The organism is Vibrio sp. VGrn 2, assembly GCF_009361695.1.
GTDB classification, from domain to species: domain Bacteria; phylum Pseudomonadota; class Gammaproteobacteria; order Enterobacterales; family Vibrionaceae; genus Vibrio; species Vibrio diabolicus.
The window spans coordinates 210727-230888 of record NZ_RBWD01000009.1; the positions used below are offsets into that span (position 1 = coordinate 210727).

Below are 20162 nucleotides of genomic sequence, written 5' to 3' on the forward strand. Positions count from 1 at the left end.
GTGGCACGAGACAAATATGGGGCTTGCATGATCTGAGACAAATAATAATTTAATAATTAATTTCGTTAGATTGTATTGTTGGAATTTGGTTTTCTAAGTGTTATGTGCTGGTTTTAAGCTGTTTGCAGGAAGGAAAATATGACCAGAAATTTGAATAAATAGTGAGGGAATTGATTCAAAATGAGAAAAAGAAACAACTCAGTGAGTTGGGAGAGGGTAATAATCCTTGCAACATAAAAGCTTCGCCGAAGCGAAGCTAAATCGTAAGGATAGGTTAAGTTAAGCGTATCGGCGCACCATCAGGTTCCAACTGCGTTGTTGCCGCTCGAACTCCGCTTTGATTTGCTGATACTTTATCTTTGTCACAGAACACTCGTATTTTTTTACCACACTGGCTGTTTTTGCACCGAGTACTTCCTTTCGCATCTCATAATATTCCTGCATGTGATGAACTAGCGCATCAAACTCGTGTTGTAACTGATCGAGAATCGTCTGCGTATTCGGTTTTGCTCCCAGTTTTTCTTTTGCTTTCTTCAAGAGTTGAGTTGCGCGAGCTTTTTCTATTCTAAATGTTGGCGTTGTGCGTAATTTAGATGTGAGTCCAAGCCAAGAGCATGACTTAATCAACCACTTGGTCGGGTCGTAATGCCACCAATACACACCATTACGATAGTCATTCTCGAAGATATGATGGAAATTGTGGTAGCCCTCACCAAATGTGAAAAAGGCTAACACGCCGTTGTCGCGAGCGGTGTTTTTGTCCGTGAAAGTCTGTTTTCCCCAAACATGCGCAAGTGAGTTAATGAAAAAGGTCGTGTGGTGGCTCATAAAGAGTCGAGCGGCACCAACTACTAATAACATACCCCAAATATCGCCGTAGATAACACCAAGAGCGGCCGGAAAGCCAATATTGGTGAGTAGAGCAAGTGGAACATAGTACTTATGTTGCCACATGACGATTTTGTCACGCTTTAAATCGCGGCAGTTGGTGTATTCGTTTTCCTGCGATTTGTTGTAGTCGCGTAACATCCAACCAATATGAGAATACCAAAAGCCACGTTTCGCTGAGTAAGGATCTTTGTCGTTATTGTCGACATGCTTGTGGTGTACACGATGATCAGAAGACCAGTGTAATGCACTATTTTGCAAAGAAAATGCTCCTCCAATCGCAAAAATAGCACGTAAAATTGGATGAGCTTCGTATGTTTTGTGGCTCCAGAGTCGGTGATAGCCTGCTGTAATAGAAAGATTCGTAAAACTGAATGCCATCACTCCCCAAACTAGATGCTCCCAACCCAGTCCAAAATGATATGCATACCAAGGCATTACAATAAAAGTCAGAACAAAACTGGAAGAAAATATCAATGTATTCAACCAGATAATGGGTGGTTTGTTTTGAGTCACAGGTGTATTCCTAACTTTGAGCTAACAACTGTTTGCCAGAATATCAGCGTACACGTGTAAGTCAAATTAAAGTTAGACAAATGTGACTGTTCCTTTGGATGTACATTAAGGAACTTGATGGGATATTTTGCTTTTAATTGAATAATGAGTAGTATTAAAAAATGAGCTCTGGCTTAAGGTGTATAAAATCTGCCAAGAAACAAGTGTTATAAAGGTGGAATATGCCGAGACTCTATAAAGAAGTAAAAAATGTAAGAAAATAGGAATACGTAATGGATTTACGATTAGCGGAATATAAGGACTACGAGCGCATTGCGCATCTTCATGCGGATAGTTGGAAGCGTCATTACCGTGGCATTCTTAGTGATAACTATCTTGATAAAGAGGCGATTGACGACAAACTACTGATCTGGCAAACCCGCCTGACCAACCCACCATTCAACCAGCACATTGTCTTGGCGGAAGAGGGTGGTTTGTTGCTCGGCTTCGTTTGTGTGTTTGGCAACCATGACTTCGAGCGTGGAACCTTTATTGACGCACTGCATGTTGATGACAGCTACCGTGGTCGTGGTATTGGCAAACAGCTATTACTTGCTGTCGCAGAATGGCAGCAACAGTATTTTAAAGACACTGGTCTTTATCTAGAAGTCGTATCGCAAAACATTTCTGCAATTGAATTCTACCGCCATATTGGAGGTCAAGAATGTCAAGAGCGAACTTGGCGTGCGCCAGGTGGTACAGAAGTATTGGAGAAGGTATTCCGTTGGAAGAATGCTCAGTCATTAGTTAGTGGGATAGAAGAAAACGTTATTTACTCCTAGTCTTGACGTTTTAGCTCAGCAATAAGAGCAGCATCAAAGCTGCTCTTTTTTGTGCCTGTCCTAAAGTTTCGTGTTTCAGTTGGCGACTTAAAAGCAAAGCCCCATGGCTTTTAGCTCTGACTCGCATTGCTGAGCATTTTCAAATTGAATGGCTTCCATGCCTACCGCTCGGGCCCCTTCGACGTTGTATGGCATATCATCAAGAAATACCGTTTCCTCAGCCTGAAGCTGATATGTTGAAAGTAGGGTTTGGTAGATCTCAGCTTGTGGTTTTAGTAACTGCACTTCAGAAGAGATGATTGCACCATCAAACAGCGGCCAGAACTCATAGGTAGCACGCAGATGCTCGACAATTTCGTTGACGTTGTCTGTGAGCGCATAAACGCGATATCCTGCACTTTTTACTCTTTTTAGCAGTTCGACACTGCCGTAAAGTAATATTTGTGTATGTTTGACATAGTAAAAAAAAGCGGTCCATTTCTTCCGCTGTCACCTGATGCTCACGTTGATAGCACAGTTTGGCTTCCTTTTCGGAAATGATTCCTTTGTTTAAGTCTTTCCAGATTTGTGATGAAAACAGCAACTGGGCCATTTTTTCCGCTTCTACTGAGTGACCAAATGTTAAGCGAACAATCTCTACCGGAGACCAGCGTACTAATACATTTCCCACATCAAAAATTACGTTTTTTATTTGTAAAGGTTCCATAACACACCCCAAGCCAATTGTTCATCACCGCGTTACATCCACAGTGAGTGCTGTCGTAAAATCTTTGGAAGTTCGAGCCAAAGGCGCTGTTTAAATGTCTCGAACGTATATGAGACTAACATCCCTTAGGATACAACGCGATTATCGCAAAATTACACTAAACTATATGCAACTTCATTTATTTGGTTGTAAATCAAGTGTCGCTATCTTAAAAGATTGAAATTAAAGACAAGCGTCGCGAAATATTTGCGCCATTTCGCGCTGCTTATAAGCGTTAAGTAATATATAATTACTTAATAATAAAACGATAAGAATGAATGCAAATCACACTATTGGGACGTCAGGCGGAGTAGGCAAAATAGATAATATGGACTCGATACGTAAGGTTTATCAATATGCAGAACCCAACCTGACTCTCGTTGGTTGGATGGGGTTTCTTGGCTTTCCGCTGTACTACTTTGTTTGGGATTTTGTTTTCCCACAGGCTTATGAAAACTTGCCGCTCAGATTGTTTTGTTCACTATTGTTCTTTGGCATCATTTTTAGAAATCGCCTGTCGTCAACGTGGCGAAAATATATCCATATTTACTACCAAGTGACGATAACGATCTGCTTACCGTTTTTCTTTTTCTATATGTTACTGATGAATGACTGGTCCAATGTTTGGGTCATGTCCTTTATGTCCGCGATTTTCTTGCACATTCTATTGGTTCATGTCACAAGAGTTATGTTCGCTCAAACTTTTGCCGGAATAGGTTTAGCGACGTTCTTTGCTTGGGTGGCGAAAGGGTTTCATCTCGATTTAACAATGGACTGGACGCATGTGCCAATCTTTCTCTTTATTTATGTATTTGGCAATTTATTCTATTTTCGGAACCAAGTGGAGCACGAAGCGAAGGTGTCGTTGGCTAAGTCATTCGGGGCCGGAATTGCGCATGAAATGCGTAACCCTTTAAGTGGCCTTTGCACGTCAATCGATGTTATCCAATCAGTCTTACCCAATAAAAAAGAAGCAGAGAAAGACCAATATCTAATGAGCGGAGAGGATGTCACCCTGCTGCGTGAAGTTAGTGAGGATGCGATGAACATCATCCAGTCGGGCAACGAGACGATAGATTTACTTCTGACATCGATAGACGAAAACCGTGTCTCGCGATCCAGTTTTCAAAAGCATTCTGCTCACTCAGTGGTTGAAAAAGCGATTGAAAGCTTTAGTTATAAGCGTGCGACGGATCGCTTTGCTATATCCCTAGATGCGAGAAGTGAGTTTGATTTTCTTGGTAGCGATACCTTACTCAAATACGTTATGTATAACCTTTTCAAGAACGCCTTCCATCATCGCACATCTGAAGATTTCCACATACATGTGTCCATGACGAGCACGGAGCACTCAAACCAAATCGTTGTAACCGATAATGGTGCTGGTATTGCTCCTGATGTCCTACGTAATATATTTCAGGACTTTTACACAACTGGTAAGTCAGGCAGCTATGGTTTGGGTTTGCCATTTTGTAAAAAAGTGATGCGTTCTTTTGGAGGTAACATTGAATGCCAGTCTCAGCTAGGTGAGTGGTCTCAGTTCACGTTAACTTTCCCGCCGATCACATCTGATATCGTGACTGAAATTAAAAACGATTTGACCAAACTCAAAACCATCCTAACGGTGACCAATCAAGATATTCTTGTGTCGAAAGTGACGGACATTAGCCGTTTTATGGGTTTTGAATCAACGATCTTAGATGTTAATCAAGTGCTCAAAAAGAAAGAGTATGAGTTCGAATTCGACCTAATTTTTATCGACCTTGAGAGCTTGGACGCAAGAGCAAACCAATTAGATAGATTAGAATCTCTTTTGTCCTTCACGGAAGCTCGTATCGTTTATCTTTTTGAGCATCACCCGACACAGAGAGCATGCAAAGCGGCATATGAGCCTATTTGGGTCGAGACTCAAGCCTGGTTATTGAATACTAAGCCAACCATTGACCGTCTCTTGTATGATTCAAGCTATGTGTCGACACCAACGGCCTCAGTGGCTTTGGATACGTCAAATAAGCGGACAATTATGGTCGTGGATGATAACGAATCTTTGCGAAAGTTTACCGCGATGTTACTCGAAAAGCAGGGCTTTGAAGTTATTCAGAAAGAAGACGGGCAGCAAGCACTGGATACATTAGAGCAAGAGAACGTTGACCTCATTCTTATGGATATCGAGATGCCCATCATGGATGGTGTAGAAGCTTCAAGGCGAATTCGAAGCTCGGATAAAAACTATGCGTCGGTACCTATTATTGCGCATACTGGGGATAGCTCACCTGTTACGCTGGACAAAATAGGCTCTTCTGGCATGTCTGACTTTATCGTGAAACCAGCGGATAAAAATCGCTTATTCGACAAAATCGCAAACTGGATTTAATCACTCGCAACTGTGTTATCTCGAGACGAGTTGATCATCACGCGAATACGGATAAAGAGCTCAGCAAACGGCTGAGCTCTTTATTTTTACCTACACTCTAGCTTATACAAACTCTAGATCGGGATGAACAAACGCTTCTTGGCAGGCGGAAAGAACGTGATCGACTTCGGCGGCAGTCATGTCCGCATTGACAGAAAAACGAATGATGTTCTTGTTTCTTCCTGTTGCAGGGCGACAGAAAACTGCGCCAAAGACATCTCTTTCTTCTAAAAAGTCGCGAACTCGCTCAGTGTTTCTTTCGTTGCCACATTCTAGCGCGATAATTTGCGACTCACTGCGAATAGTAAACCCAATACGTTTTAAACCAACGGCTAGAGACTTCGCTCTTTTAAACAAAATCTCCCGTTTGTCATCGGCTTTTTTTATGACGTCCAGTGTTTTTTCTAACCGAATGATCTCTTGCGGTAACACGGTAGAACTGAAAATGGCAGGATACGCGACAAATGGAAGCGTCTTCGCCAGCTTTTCTGCCCCTAAAATCGCGCCAGCACGATAAGCAAATGTCTTTGCAAGACTTACGGTTACAAAATCCACCATATGAGTCAACTCCAGCTCTTGCAGTAGCCCCGCGCCTTGCGGACCGTGCGTACCTAACGAGTGCGATTCATCCACGACTAAGCCGCAGTCAAACTCCTGTGCTATTTCGTAGATATCACGTAGAGGAGCAATGGTTCCGATAGTGCTGTAAACCGAATCCACAACAATAATCCCCGAACCATGGCGTGAAATCTGTTTTCGCAAGTGGTTGGTGTTGTTATGCATGAACGGATGAATTTGTGCTCCTGCGATACGTGCACCTTCCCATAAAGACATATGCGCAAAGAAGTCGATATACACAGGTATGTTCGGTGCACAAATAGTCTGTAATAAACCGACATTCGCAGCCCATCCTGATTGAGAAAGCAGACAGCTAGGCATGCCGACAAAACTGGCTAGTTGAGTTTCAAATGCAGGTTTTGATTCATCATCTTGCAAGAAAATCGCGGACATCACGACGTTGTCATCGTGTTGAGAAATCGCATCACGATGCGCGTTTTGAATCTCCTTGTTATGAGACAGTGCCAGGTAATCATTGCTTTGCATAACAACGGCATTACATGGTGGACGTTTACCAAGAACAAGGTGTTTCTTGTTCTCGTTCGGTTCAATTAGATCTTGAATATGAAAATCTAGGCGTTCCTCAATAAAGGAAGGAAGTGGTTTGCTTTGTATAGTTTCACTCATAATAAATCTCTTCTTCATATGGAAAAACGCCAGCGCTGACACTTATTCATATTGCGGATTTTGGGGAGAGTGTCACTAACCAGGTTGCATAAGTTTGCAGACCCTTGCAAACTCGACATTTGAGGGTTGGATGGTGGCTGTAACTCTATAGGGGCCCGGGGTCTAAACTAGTTTGTGCTTAAAGTTTATACGGCGATTTTGCGGTGCTTTTTTCGTGCTTCATGTCTGGATTTTGTATGAGGAATATAAAGTTTGAAAAGTGAAAAATGGGCGCATTAAATAACAAAAAAGGCGCGAAAATCGCGCCTTAAAATATGATTGGGAAAAGATAATATCAGTTTATCGCTTATTACGTAGATAGCGCTTGCGGCGCTCTTCTTTACGCTTCGCTTTTTCTTCTTCTTTACGAGCGGTTTCAATCTCGACTTCAATCAGCTCTTGAGTGATCATTTCTGGGCGCTCTAGTGTAATTTGGCCTAGTGTGCCTTGGCGAAGTTCGTGCAACAAAATCTCGGATACTTTGTGCAAGTCCACACGTCCACCTGCGCGTAGTGCACCACGACGGCGACCAATCTCTTCCATGATCTCGATATCTGATTCAGGAAGCTCTTCGATTTGGTAACGCTCTTTAAGCTTGTCTGCATAGTGGGCTGCTAGGTACTCAATGGTGTAAAACGCAACCTCGTCGTATTCCATCGCAGTATCTTTTACAGCGCCTGTAGCAGCTAAACGGAAGCCACTGTGTGGGTTTTCCACTTTTGGCCACAGAATCCCTGGAGTATCGGATAAAACGATGCCATTTTGCAGGTTGATGCGCTGCTGACGACGTGTTACCGCGGGCTGGTTACCAGTCACCGCGATCGTTCGACCAGCTAGAGTATTGATGATTGTCGATTTCCCAACGTTTGGGATGCCCATGATCATGGTACGAATGTTTTTACCGATCTCTTCACGGTGTGGGGCAAGTTTACGGCAAAGCTCCATGATTCGATGCACTTCTTGCGGTTCTGACGTCGTGATCGCCATTGCTTTTACGTGTTGCTCTTGCTCCAAGTGCTCAATCCATAATTGAGTTAACTCAGGATCGGCCAAATCACGCTTGTTCAAGACTTTAACGACCGGCTTGTCACCACGGATTTGAGAAATCAAAGGGTTTTCACTACTGAAAGGAATACGAGCATCCAGTACTTCGATGATCACATCCACTTGTGGGATTGCTTCTTCGATCTCTTTGCGTGCTTTGTGCATGTGGCCAGGAAACCACTGGATTGAGTTATTAACCATTTGAAAAATATACCTTTAGTTTTTATGGCTAAGCTGGTGTGGCATCAAGTGGGGTACCAAATGTATTTTATTCTTCACTTGTAGCTACAACAGCACTGATGTGACCATCTTAACATTTTATTTTGGGTACTAAAATGTTGATAACTACTAAGCCAACCTTTCTAGTTCTATTGCTAACAACGAAAAATGATGCGTAAATGCACTATTGAAGTTCAGAGTAATTGGTGTTGTGAGCGTAAAAAATAGGCATGTTTATATCATGATGAAAACTTAAATGCATCAAGTGTAATTATTTCACAGTTGTAGAACGAATTATTCCGAATACCTATAAAGTTATATGTACTCTATCGTTATCATGTATCCATATTAACGAAGGGAACTCCTAATATCGATTCAATTTGAAGTGACTATTAATTTCTTAATTTTTGATGTTTTAGGTGGGTTAGCTTGATGTTGTTTATAAATGACCATCATAAATAACATTTTTATATCTTATATTATAAATTCCTATAGGAATGCTTTTTGGGCAAGGTAATCATACTGTAAATATATTTATTATAAAGGATTAATAAAGTAGTAAGTTATCTTAAATACTAGTGTAAGCCGATTTAAAAAATATCGAAGAGAAAATAGAGCTCTAAACTTAACGCCTAAAAAATTTCGCCGAGTACTGATAAAAAAAAGTCTGTTACTGATAACGCCCTTTTTCTGAGAGTTTTAACATGAGCTAAAAGCGAGGCCATAATAACAAACTGTATTTTGTTAACCGTGGCGTCAGAACCTCTCTCGGAAAAGTTTGGAGTTGTTATGGAAAAAACGCAGTGGGAGAAAGTGCTCGGTGACACAGTAGGTCAGCCAGTCTCTTTCGACGAATTCTCATTAACATCGGTAATGTTTGAAGAGCCTAAAATGATAGTCAATTTCGAACTTCGCGTAAATGAACTTGTTATTTATGCCTTGGTTGGAGAGCTGATAGAAGAAAGGCAAATGCGGGGGCTTCTTGAAGGGAACTGTCTCTGGAATTCAACCAATGGTGCAACGCTCTCATTGCTCGATGAGAAGCGTGTTTTGCTCGCGATGTCTGTGAGCCACCAAGACAAACTTCGTTTTTCTGAACTTCTTTCCGGGTTTGTCGATGCAGCTAGCTACTGGCAGCAAAAGTTATTAGAGGCGGAGCCAGCGACAGTTGATGCGCAGGATATGAGTGGCTTCTCTTCTCCTCGCAGTTCTTTATTTGTTTAGGAGTGATGCCATGACTTCAGTGAATACGTCTTTCGTTGATCGTTCTCTTCATACTAATTCTGTACAGGAAGTGGAAGGTGCTAACACCAACAGTCCGTTGGCGCTAAATGTAGCGAGCAATCCACAGCTAAGTGGCAATGCTAGCTTATCATCTGCGCACCGCGTTGAAGCCTTGTTTAGCCAAAATCAACGGGAAATCTTCACTAATTTTCCCCAGTCTGTCCAAACGGCTTTATTGGAAACGCCTTATCTAAAAGAAAAGAGCGATACCTTATCAAACCGAGAGTTTGGAAAGGTGCTTGCTGCGGCAGGACATTTAGAAACGTATCTAGGTTCTTCTTCTAGCAATCTACAACTGTTTGCCAACGCGGCGCTTGGTAACGTATTTAAAACTGGCGATAGTTCGCTATTACTTAAAGCGCTGGATCGTCTTCCTGTATCTGAAAGTGTCAATATTGCCCGTGATGCGGTGTCCACACTAAAGAGCGACAAGACCGCAGAAAATTACAGTAATGCTTATCAAGCGCTGGCAAAGATATGCGAAAACTTGGAAAATGGGTCTCCAGAGCACACTCGAATTGCCGGACTAGCAGAACAGTTACGCAGCGGAGGGCTAGAGCAGCTACGTGATCAATTCAAACAGCAATTAACCGAGCAGTTCAGTGGATTAACTAAAGGCGGCACGGAGTCAGCCGTATCGACCTCTTTTGAGATAGGTCCTGCGCTTGGTCTGTTTAATCTTGAGGCTGCATCGGTAACCGTTGAGCTCAAATACGACTTCAAAGTGTTTGGTGGTGATGACACAAAAATTCGCGCGAAGCATAACTTCTCTCTTGGTGTTAATGCCTCAGCGGGTGGAGGCGAAGTACCTGTAGACGTTCATGTTGGTGGTAATTTGGGGCTGGGCGCAGCACAAAGCTTCCCGAATCTTAAGTCGTTTGTGGATTATCATGCCAATGATATGATCGCGATGCTTGCAGGAAGTGGTGTTAAGAAATTGACCAATTTAGGCGGTATCCATCAAGCTCGTAAAGCTGACCGATTACTTGAAAGTGTTGTCGCAAACAACCACAAACTACAGCAAGACTTACGTCAGCAAGGGATCTTAGGACAAGGCGACAAAATAGAAGTAAAAGGCAGAAAGTACGATGCTCCGGTGAAAGCAGAAACCTTTGCTGGAAGTCTTTCTGGCGGTGCTGGTGTAGGGATAAAAGATCTTTCTAAAATCAGCGGTGGTGGCTCTGCGTCGATAACCGAGACTTACTTCACTAAGCATACCGATTTGCTCCAACAACTGCGTCAGCAACCTGTCCGACTTATGGCTCGTAATCCGGACTATTTTACTGTTTCAGTACCGTTTGAAGGATATGCAAAAGACGCTGAATTTCTTGGCAGTCGCCAGACTCTAAGCGGTTCACAAGGTTTAGAGTGGATGAAAGAAACGGCGTTGGAGGTCAGTGACCTTGCCCAAAAGGTAAAAGCAGATCCAACGGCTCAAAACCCCAAAACCGGCGAACTCAATGCTGATGTCTTGAAAGCAAAGCGTGCTGAGATCAAAGACGTCATTACCACTTTGTACAAAGAGTACGAGAGCTATTCAATCCTCGTTAACCAGAAGGATTCGAGTAAAAGCCGCGATGCGGATAAGCAAATGGGCGTTATTAAGCATGGTATGGAAAGTGACCGCGGTGCTGTTGGTCGAGGAGAGTATTTACGCGCGGTGATCTGTAGTCATGTCGCGTTAACCCAAGCTTACTTGGCGAGCTTCTCTGAGGGAGAGGTGCCTTATCTTAATAAAGACGAAGCAGGTTTTTGCCAATTCCTTACCGAGATCGACCGTGCTTATAGTAACCCTCAGATGAACCTTGACCAAAAGCGAGACATTGAAAAACAGCTAACGCTAGTGTCGGGGGCGCAAAGCACCAACGTACAACTGAGTGGTAATGTATCTGTGCAAGTTCCGGGTGTGAGCAAAGACATTGGAATGGTCGTCAAATACAACAATATTGTAGGTGACATCAACCCCGATAATGATGGTGAATACCTTAATATCGCCTTCACTGCCAATGTCCCGCTAGGTGAGCCGTCATCAAAAGAGGGAGCACAAGGTGAGAAGAAAACCTTTGCTCGTGCGGTTTTAGGGGAGGCGCTTAGTCAGTTTCTTTCGAGAAACTCCATCGAAGCTCAGTTGCCAAGTGACGCGACTTTAGGGCTGGAAGGTGCACTTGGACTCGGTGCTCAACTTGAGTTAAACATGGTGAAAGGGGAAGACAATAAATTCCATATTCAATACATTCGCGCGACGGAATCCAGCTCACTAGGTGGCAAAGGTTCCGTGACTGCAGGTGCTGTTAAGTTTGGTGGTGGTGTGAGTGTTTCTTCTAATACGCATTTATCTGAGTGGTTAGGTGATGACACGTTAACCTACTTACAAACCAAGTTTAACGGCTGGTCAGTGGGGCAAGAGCCACAGCTTTGGCAACGTTATTGCGATAATCACCAAAAAGGTTTGGAGAAGGTATTCAATAAACTGATTGAGCCTTCTAGCAATGCGGCAAAAGAGCTCGCCAAGATGGCTGAAGACTCGAAGGATATGAAAACACTCAAATCCGATCTGCTCTCTAAAATTGGCGAATGGGCTGAAGATAAGTCCGAGGCAACATTCAATAACGCATTAGACAGTTTCAGTAAGGTGCTTGCTGGGCAACATCACGCCTATAAAGATGAAGCCGTATCCCGCCTATACTCAAAAAAGCGCTAATCTAATTTATTGTATAAAAATTAAAAGGGCCCTATCGATAGAGACAAGAGGGTCCTACTTTGGCAAAGTTTTCTAGTTCTTTATTTTTAATTAAGAAGTACATAACCAGTTTGGTCTTTATATAAGGCACACTCTGGAAGGAGAGTGGTTTCATTATTCTTACTACCTGTTCGGATAGTTGTAAGGTAAATGGGAGAGTATTAGAGCTACTTTTAGAATGTGATTAGGCAAGCTTTAAAGTCTAAATATCAACAATTTTACAGAGCTTGCTTTAAATCATCAGCTCTAAATTTTCCTAGCTATCTTTAGCTACTCATAAACACGTTTTTTAGTCATTATATCTAGTGTTAAGCTTTTATTTATCAGTTGGTTGCATTGTTCAGACGTTTTAAGTTCAGTGTTTATGCAAGGTTTGATTCCTGTGCGACCTCTATATTGAAAGTTTTGGGCTCTTTGTCTATCTTACATACGAGAGCTTTCCGGAGGCGGAAGCGCGCGGTTTTGAGTCGAGAGAATTTATTGGGGACGGTCTAAAGTAATAGTAACCTTGAGTTAATGAGTGGCTTGTCTTTAACATCTTATGATGCTCGATGTACTCAGCACCCTCGAAGATCAATCCGTGTAAGCAGAAAGGGGCTAAGAAGTACTCTAGTGCTTGTATAGACTCTTGGTCGGCGTGTTTTAGAAAGCTTTTGTCAATCTTGATACGATCCCAAAGTATGTTGCCAAGTGACATGTTAGCCAGCTTGTTGTTACGGTGATAGTCATCCAGCCAAATCTCGATATTGTTCGCTTGTAACACTGATAAGTTTTCGCGTATTTCTTTTGATTCGGTATAACAATCAAGCTCGCTTATCTCAAGAGCAAACTTAGCACCATTGAAGCTTAAAAGCTCACGGACAAAATCTTCGTCAGCTAAGCAAGAGAGTTTAATATTAAAAGAGTGTAGTTGGTGAGGGTATTTTTCAAGAGAAAATCGAATTTGTTGTAAAGCGAGAGTTTGAATAAACGTGTTGTCTATAATGGAAAAGAATACATCGTTGTTTATGTTACTCTTATCAAAAGTGCTTATCTTAGACAAAGTTTCGTAATATTGAATTTCTTGGCTTCTAGGACAGAGGATAGGTTGTACTAACGTTTTTATATCAAAGTCAGTCAATTTGAAGCTAGGTAGGTAAGGCATATTCCTTTTCATATTATCCACTTTATCCGTTTACTATTACTATGTTTGACTCACACTTAAACATCGTTTCATATTCTATATCTAAAGTTATTACGTCAGGAAATTAAGAATTATAATACCTCTATAAATAATATTTAATGTTCATTAAGCACCATCGTGAAAACAGGTGCCTAATGAACGATGATAGAAATTTATTTCGCAACAACAGACAGTGCTACGTCGAATTCATCACGACCACTGATACTGAAATAGTATTGTCCCATTTTGATCGACCCGTCTTCATTTTTTGGGATTGAAATCGTTTCGTTACTACCATGGGTGTAGTTCGACCATTCGTACTCGAAGTAGTGGCATACTTTGTCGTAACAAGCGTATAGATCGGCATCACCAGTGCCGGAGATAGACACTTCCAGTTGATTATAACTTTCTGAAACATCGACAAAGAAGAGCGTTTCAGAGAACTTTTTACCGCTTACTTGGATACTGGTATTGAGTTCGATTTTCTTAGGCTTCTCTTTCGGTTTTGGCTGAGAAATATCCGAATCGTCAATGTCTTTCGTCACCTCATCCAGCCACGAATGAAACTCGGTATTGTAAGCAGGACCTAATCGTTCAAGCAGTTTTACCCACTCTTTGTATTGGCCGGTACGCGAGTAACCTAACAGTTCAGTAACGTTTTCAGGGTGTTTCTCTATCATGAAGCGCACAGCTAAGTAGCCCCAGCGGTACACACGGTTTAAACCGTCGCTGTAGTTCGTACTGAACACGTCTGCCAATGTGTGCGTCTTTTCTTTGCCAAGTACTAGAGCAGCATTGTAGCCCTCTTTGTAGTACATGTATTCAGCAAAACCTTCCAACCACCACACAATATTGCCTTCGCGCATTGTGTCATGGAAGTCACCGTATTGGTTGAATCGACCGTCTAAATAATGCACATATTCGTGCTCTAAGTTTAGAATCGAAAAGTCGTCGTCCCATCCGTTTTGATAAGCGACGAATCGAGGTACATTTCCTTGTTTTGATGGGTCTCGCTCAAGGAACTGTCCGCCGTTGTTGGTTGTGTTATCAAAAAGGAAGCTGGAGTAGGTTGAGTAGTCACTTTTGGTTTTAAAAACAATAACATCGACACTATCGCTATGATCATCAGCGACAGGCTGATATCCGGTATTAACAGTTTGGTGGAAGTCATCTTCTTTGAGGTTTAATGTTTCGCAGCTTGTTATTGCTTGAGCTTCTGTCATCTCTTGAGCAAGAATTCGCGCGGGTCCGCGACAATCATAACTGAATGTCATTATTCGCTGCTTTAATACAGATTTTGAGTTACTTAGCCCTAGCTGCTCAAGATAATCTGATGCATAAGCGTCAACCATTTCGGCGATGCCAACCCAAATTCTGTCTGACTTACCGCCTAGCGGGTAGCGCTTTAACAAAGAATCTAAAGTGTCGACAACGACTTTTCTGGTCTCTGCATCTTCAGTTTTTACCAGCCTAGCGAGCTCTCGCGCGGCATTGCCAAGTAGTTGTTCAGAATCCGTACCTATCGCCCATTCGTTGTTGGTAATAAAACTACTCAAACGATGGATATAACTTGAGTCAGATTCAATCACATCGTAAAACGCTTTGGTTTGTGAGTGCCCAGCCATAGCGACAAAGATATTGTTGATGGCTTTACGGTAGTAATAGCTGTCGCTTTTATCCGCTGAAAAGCTATCAAGAATAGCGAAAACATCGGGTGCGGCGATGGCGAGTTGTCGAATACTATCAACAACAATCAACATGGATGCGAGCGCTTCTTGCTGTTCGCGACCGTCAGTTAGAGCGTGTGGTGAGCGCAAAAATTGTTGAATGGTATTGGCAATATTTACGCTTAATTCGGATGGGAAAGGTTGCAACTTTTTAGCAAAGGAATCGTGTCGGTTTTTGTAAGCTGCCTTAATGAACTCACCTAAATAGTATATTTGCTGAGCTTGCTCTTTTGTTCCTTTATAAGCTTCAATTGCCTTTTTTAATCCGCCAGTAATTCGACTCACGCTCATGGTACTGAAGACGACGTCTGCTTGCTCTAACGATGGAGAAAACCACGTTCTCATGCACTCGTAGTCACTGTTTGCGACTCTTGATGCGATATTGACTCGGTCAACCGTAAAATCTTCAACAGTACATTTTCCTTTGTGTGGGAAAAGCTCAGTTTCGTGATCTACCACGGTGTCATCGTCAGTGGTATCGTCGTCTTTCGTGGAATCATCATCGACGGTACTGTCATCATCTGTATCTGTATCTGTATCTGTATCTGTATCTGTATCGTCATCTACAGTTGAATCTACGTCAGCGTTATCATCGTTTTTGTCGCCAGAATCTACGCCAGCGACGGGAACAGTCTTGACTCCACCGGAAGAATCATCACCACCACATCCAGTTAAAACACCAAGCATGGATAATAGAAGACATGCAGTTTTAATATTTTTCATAGAATTAGTATTGTATTTGAAATGGGCGTCAAATATATATTTTTACTGATGCATAGTTAAATAATAGAATTTAATGGCTAGATAAAAATGTATTATGCTCAACACACCTATTTTTATGTGATATTGAACAAATAACTATTATTTATAAATTCAGTAGAAATGTTAATTGGGAAGGAAAAATTGATTTTGATATACATAACGCTTGGTTTTTATTTTAGTCGACGGGTATATGAAAAAAATATATTTTCCAATCATCAGCACTTTGATGGTTTCCTTTGCTCATGCCAATACGCTGCCTGCGCCAACTTGGCATCAATTTCAGTTAAATGATGGTTCAAAGAAAGAATTAAAACTTTATGGCGATCAAGAATCTTTCTGGTATCAAGATAGAGAAGGCATTATTTATGTCTACGATGAAGAGACAGGATGGTTTTATGGTAATCATGAAATTGTTGATGGGCGTTTTGTCGTCACTTCTCTTGGGGTTGAAGCCAAATTAGAAATGCCACAAGCAGTCAGAGAGCTGTTAAAAGAACGCGTCACCCCGACGTCTTCTTTATTGCCTTCTGAGCACGTTTATCCAATGAATGAGCCATATCTTGAGCAAACTCCCATTCGAGCACTAAACGCAACAAATGAGCCCACGCACCAACCTTTGCTCGTTGTTCAGGTGAGCTTTAACAACCAAGACTTTGTGAATGACTTCACCAATGTGATTTTTGGTGATAATCAGCAAAGTGTAAAAGACTACTTCAGTAAGAATAGTTACGGACGTTACATCGTAGAGCCTGCGAAAGAAACGGAAGGTACGGCGAACGATGGTGTCATCGATCTTACGTTGGATATCGCTCACCCGGACTGCCACTCAAAAAATGATGCGACTTGTGACAGTAAGTTAAATGAAGCCTTTAAAGCCGCTTACGACAAGTTAGACCGTTATGTGGACTTGTCTACTTACGATTTGAATAACGACGGCAAAATCACGCCTGACGAATTGTCTGTGATGTTTGTATTTGCGGGGTATGACAAATCTGCCGGTTCAGTAAATACGCCGTACATTTGGCCTCATCGTTATAGTCATAATGCGATTGAGATCGATGGAAAGACCATTCGAGATTACTGCTTGTTTGCTGACTTCCAAGGTGACCATCAATCTACGATGGGCGTGATTGCCCATGAACTTGGACACTTGATGCTTGGTCTACCTGATTTGTACTCCTACAAACATTCCGGCTCTGTTGGCCAATGGGGATTAATGGGTGGCGGAAGCTGGGCAAGTAAACAAGGTGATACGTATGCAGGGGAAACGCCGGTCAATATGTTGGCATGGAGTAAGGAAGCTGCTGGTTTCATCAAGCCGAAAGTGATTGAAGCGTCTGGTTCTAGCACGATCGAGACTCGTCAAGGCGAGGGTGTGGTGTATCTCGATCCGTATTTGAAACAGCAAGGTCCAAGAGCTTACTTCGAAAACAGAAGAAAAACGGAATACGACCGTGCGTTGTCAGGTGAAGGTCTTTTGATCACGGCCGTAAGTATCGACAACCGTTTCAATGACACAGGGCCAATGCAAGTTCAGGTATTCCAAGCGGACGGTCTGGATGAACTACAAACTCGTGGTTGGTCAGATCAAGGTGATGTGTTCCCGGGCTCAAGCAATGTGGTCACTATTTCGGACGATACAACTCCTTCTTTAAAACTCATCACCGGTGGCCGGGAAACCAATATCTCGATTAATGATATCGCCAGTACAGATCAAAGCGGCACGTTACGAGCATCTATTCCTTCATCGACGAATAAATCGGCTTGGATAACGTCACTTTCAAGAACGTACGTGTATGAAGACAGCCGCAACAATACGATAGGGTTTGGGTTAGAAAACAACGACGGTTACCAATCTTTGGTTGGTTTCTACTTATTTGCTAAGCCAATCCTACCAAACTCCGAGATGCGTTATCGCATGTTTAAATATGACCTGACTACAAACCGTTGGGGGAATGCTGCTATTAACGTTGACACTCAAGTTGAAGTGTCATCGGGGGTGATTCCTACGTTTGGTGGTCGAGTTATGTTTGCATCGCCATTTGATATCGATGAAGGTGAGCAGTTGTTGGTCATTGAGCTAGAAAACGCTAAGCCAGAATACAGCTATTCATTCTTGGACGCTTATTTGTCTAACGGAGAGAAAAAGAAGCAGTTCTATGGAAATGCCAGTTCGTACAAGACGAGCGGATTAAGCGAAGGGCGTGGCCGTAACTATCCTTTTGCTGCGTTGTTAGAAAAACCTCAGGCGAAACCTAGTATTACGGTTGAAACGGATTCCGTCACCGTATTAAGCGGTGAAAGTATTACGATTGATGTACTGGCGAATGACCACTCATCAGATGCGAATAGCACACTGAAGCTAGACAAGATCACATCAAAGCCTTCGATTGGTAGCGCTGAAATCTCAGGACAAAAAATCCACTATTCTGTTCCTGTTTCGGACATTCCAGAACAACGAGCAGTAATGAAGTATCAAGTGTCTGACGATTTTGGGACGACAGCAGAAGGTGAGGTGGTCATCACGATCAATTCTCCAGTAATCATCGCCAATAGTCTTCAATACAAAGCGCTAGAAGATACGCCACTGGAACTTAACTTACGTCAGCAACAAGGACTAGAGAAAGGGGACACCATCGTCATTAAAAAGCCGCCGATGCACGGCAAGATTGATGGAAATACCTACCAAAGCAAGGAAAACTACTTTGGTAATGACCAGTTTGAGTTTTCTATTGTTAAAGAGAACGGACGTGAATCTAATACAGCTATGGCTGTAATTTCGGTCGAAGCGGTTAATGATGAGCCGATCTTTTCTATCGAAGCGAGTCGTAAAGAAGGCCTATCAAATGAAAAAGTCACACTATCTGTACTTGGCTTAAAAGACGTTGATTCAACCAATCATTCATTCAAATGGCGTCAAGTTTCTGGGACTAAAGCCCAGTTTGCCACCACGGACACGATAAGTGTAGAAGTGACGTTACCAAAAGTGAGTGAGAAAAGTGAAAAGCTGACGTTTGAAGTGACGGTAAACGACAATGATGGTGCAATTATTACTAAGAACGTTGCTATGGTTGTTAAGCAAGAAGTTGTTGTGGAAAATGATCCTGGCAAGAGTGAAGAAGGTGGCTCTATGGGGCTGTGGGTCATTCTGTGTATGATCCTGATTAGTCTAAGAACAAAGGTTAATAATTTGTATATATTCGTAATAAGAAATGATATTTGGTAGAAAAATATTATAATTCATCGCCTTGTATTCGCAGGATGAATGAAGATTGAAGGAAACCAATAAGAAAAACCTCCGTGTCGTAGCGCTTGCTCCGACAGGGAGGTATTTTGCATCAATAATAAGCTCATTAGAGATCTTGGAAACAGCAGCTGAATTTGCAGAGTTCCAAGGTTTCATGACACACGTCGTTACGGCAAACAATCGGCCGTTAATTGGTCGAGGGGGAATCAGCGTTCAACCTACCGCACAATGGCAATCATTTGATTTTACAAACATATTAATCATTGGCTCTATTGGCGATCCTTTAGAATCGTTAGATAAGATCGATCCTGCATTGTTCGATTGGATCAGAGAGTTACACCTAAAAGGCAGCAAAATAGTTGCAATTGACACTGGTATTTTTGTCGTCGCGAAAGCCGGTCTTTTGCAGCAAAACAAAGCTGTAATGCATTCTTACTTCGCCCACCTCTTTGGCGAACTGTTCCCTGAGATAATGCTCATGACTGAGCAGAAAGCACTCATTGACGGAAACGTCTATCTTTCGTCTGGACCTTACTCTCACTCAAGTGTGATGCTGGAAATAGTAGAAGAGTATTTTGGAAAGCACACTCGAAACCTTGGTAACCAGTTTTTAAGTACAATAGAGAGCAGTGGAAACTCTCATTCATACTGTGATGTTTTCCGGTACATGCAACACAGAGATGAGCTGATTCTAAAAATCCAAAAATGGATTCTCACCACGGATCTAGACATCGTTTCTATCAGTGATTTAGCGAATGAAGCTTGCTTATCAGAACGGCAGTTAAAACGCCGATTTAAAGAGGCGACATCCATCAGTCCGTTAAAGTTTATTCAGTTAGGGCGTTTATCTTTTGCAAAAGAACTGTTGAGGTCAACAAAATTGTCAATTGATGAAGTGGCAAGTCGATCTGGTTATGTTGATACACAGTTTTTCAGGCAGATATTCAAACGAGAAAATGATTGTTCTCCACTTGAATATCGTAAAAGAAACCAACTTAAAGCTTAATGATAAGCATATCTCATGGCCAGAATTATGATCTATACAACATTATTAATTGAATAGTCATATTTACATTCGTTTTAAATCCATATTTTCGTTCGAGTATAAATGAGTTAGTCTTGAATTAATTATTAATAACGGTAACTTATACTTATATATACGTATTCTTATAATTACTTAATTTCTATTAATAATATTGTCGTTCATATAATGTATATAGTTTGTTATGAAATAAAACAATATGAATATTATTAAGTGATTACTTAAAATAAAAGGGGGATTTAGACCTTATAAAGGGGGTGATTAAGAC

General features: G+C 41.9%; 11 protein-coding genes and 1 pseudogene. 6 read left to right on the plus strand and 6 right to left on the minus strand.

Annotated features, from left to right (window positions below; all coding sequences use genetic code 11):
• Positions 1 to 279 precede the first annotated feature (279 nt).
• Complete coding sequence (locus tag D8S93_RS16065; protein WP_319803019.1) at positions 280 to 1404, minus strand: acyl-CoA desaturase; 1125 nt, start codon at positions 1402 to 1404, stop codon at positions 280 to 282.
• 272 nt (positions 1405 to 1676) lie between these two features.
• Between D8S93_RS16065 and D8S93_RS16070 the strand changes: the two genes are divergently transcribed.
• Positions 1677 to 2225 (plus strand): GNAT family N-acetyltransferase, encoded by a 549-nt coding sequence (locus tag D8S93_RS16070; protein WP_005398196.1) that lies wholly within the window; start codon positions 1677 to 1679, stop codon positions 2223 to 2225.
• Positions 2226 to 2312: 87 nt separating this feature from the next.
• On the opposite strand, the pseudogene D8S93_RS16075 reads toward D8S93_RS16070, so the two are convergent.
• A pseudogene (locus tag D8S93_RS16075) lies at positions 2313 to 2931 on the minus strand (HAD family hydrolase).
• A 367-nt stretch (positions 2932 to 3298) separates the two neighbouring features.
• On the opposite strand from D8S93_RS16075, the gene D8S93_RS16080 reads away from it, so the two are divergent.
• Positions 3299 to 5344, plus strand: coding sequence for a response regulator (locus D8S93_RS16080; protein WP_074190596.1), 2046 nt, complete (start codon positions 3299 to 3301; stop codon positions 5342 to 5344).
• Positions 5345 to 5446: 102 nt separating this feature from the next.
• Here the strand turns inward: D8S93_RS16080 and cqsA are convergent, their stop codons facing one another.
• Positions 5447 to 6628: an alpha-hydroxyketone-type quorum-sensing autoinducer synthase gene (cqsA, locus tag D8S93_RS16085; protein WP_109169900.1), complete on the minus strand. Its 1182-nt coding sequence runs from the start codon at positions 6626 to 6628 to the stop codon at positions 5447 to 5449.
• A 339-nt stretch (positions 6629 to 6967) separates the two neighbouring features.
• Positions 6968 to 7912 (minus strand): ribosome biogenesis GTPase YlqF, encoded by a 945-nt coding sequence (ylqF, locus tag D8S93_RS16090; RefSeq protein WP_005376521.1) that lies wholly within the window; start codon positions 7910 to 7912, stop codon positions 6968 to 6970.
• An 807-nt stretch (positions 7913 to 8719) separates the two neighbouring features.
• Here ylqF and D8S93_RS16095 point away from each other — a divergent pair.
• Together D8S93_RS16095 and D8S93_RS16100 are read left to right on the plus strand one after the other, a co-directional pair.
• Positions 8720 to 9154: a type III secretion system chaperone gene (locus D8S93_RS16095; protein WP_152814236.1), complete on the plus strand. Its 435-nt coding sequence runs from the start codon at positions 8720 to 8722 to the stop codon at positions 9152 to 9154.
• A gap of 10 nt (positions 9155 to 9164) precedes the next feature.
• Positions 9165 to 11915 carry a hypothetical protein gene (locus tag D8S93_RS16100; protein WP_152814238.1) on the plus strand — a complete coding sequence of 917 codons (2751 nt, stop codon included), beginning with the start codon at positions 9165 to 9167 and terminating at the stop codon, positions 11913 to 11915.
• A 457-nt stretch (positions 11916 to 12372) separates the two neighbouring features.
• Here D8S93_RS16100 and D8S93_RS16105 read toward each other — a convergent pair whose 3' ends face one another.
• Together D8S93_RS16105 and D8S93_RS16110 are read right to left on the minus strand one after the other, a co-directional pair.
• Positions 12373 to 13110, minus strand: a complete 738-nt coding sequence (locus D8S93_RS16105; RefSeq protein ID WP_152814240.1) for an EAL domain-containing protein — start codon at positions 13108 to 13110, stop codon at positions 12373 to 12375.
• A gap of 179 nt (positions 13111 to 13289) precedes the next feature.
• Positions 13290 to 15530, minus strand: a complete 2241-nt coding sequence (locus tag D8S93_RS16110) for a M9 family metallopeptidase (protein ID WP_152814257.1) — start codon at positions 15528 to 15530, stop codon at positions 13290 to 13292.
• A gap of 265 nt (positions 15531 to 15795) precedes the next feature.
• On the opposite strand from D8S93_RS16110, the gene D8S93_RS16115 reads away from it, so the two are divergent.
• Together D8S93_RS16115 and D8S93_RS16120 are read left to right on the plus strand one after the other, a co-directional pair.
• The gene (locus D8S93_RS16115) at positions 15796 to 18831 is read left to right on the plus strand and encodes a M6 family metalloprotease domain-containing protein (protein WP_193621626.1); all 3036 of its coding nucleotides are present in this window, start codon (positions 15796 to 15798) and stop codon (positions 18829 to 18831) included.
• 46 nt (positions 18832 to 18877) lie between these two features.
• Positions 18878 to 19858, plus strand: coding sequence for a GlxA family transcriptional regulator (locus D8S93_RS16120; RefSeq protein ID WP_152814243.1), 981 nt, complete (start codon positions 18878 to 18880; stop codon positions 19856 to 19858).
• Positions 19859 to 20162 lie beyond the last annotated feature (304 nt).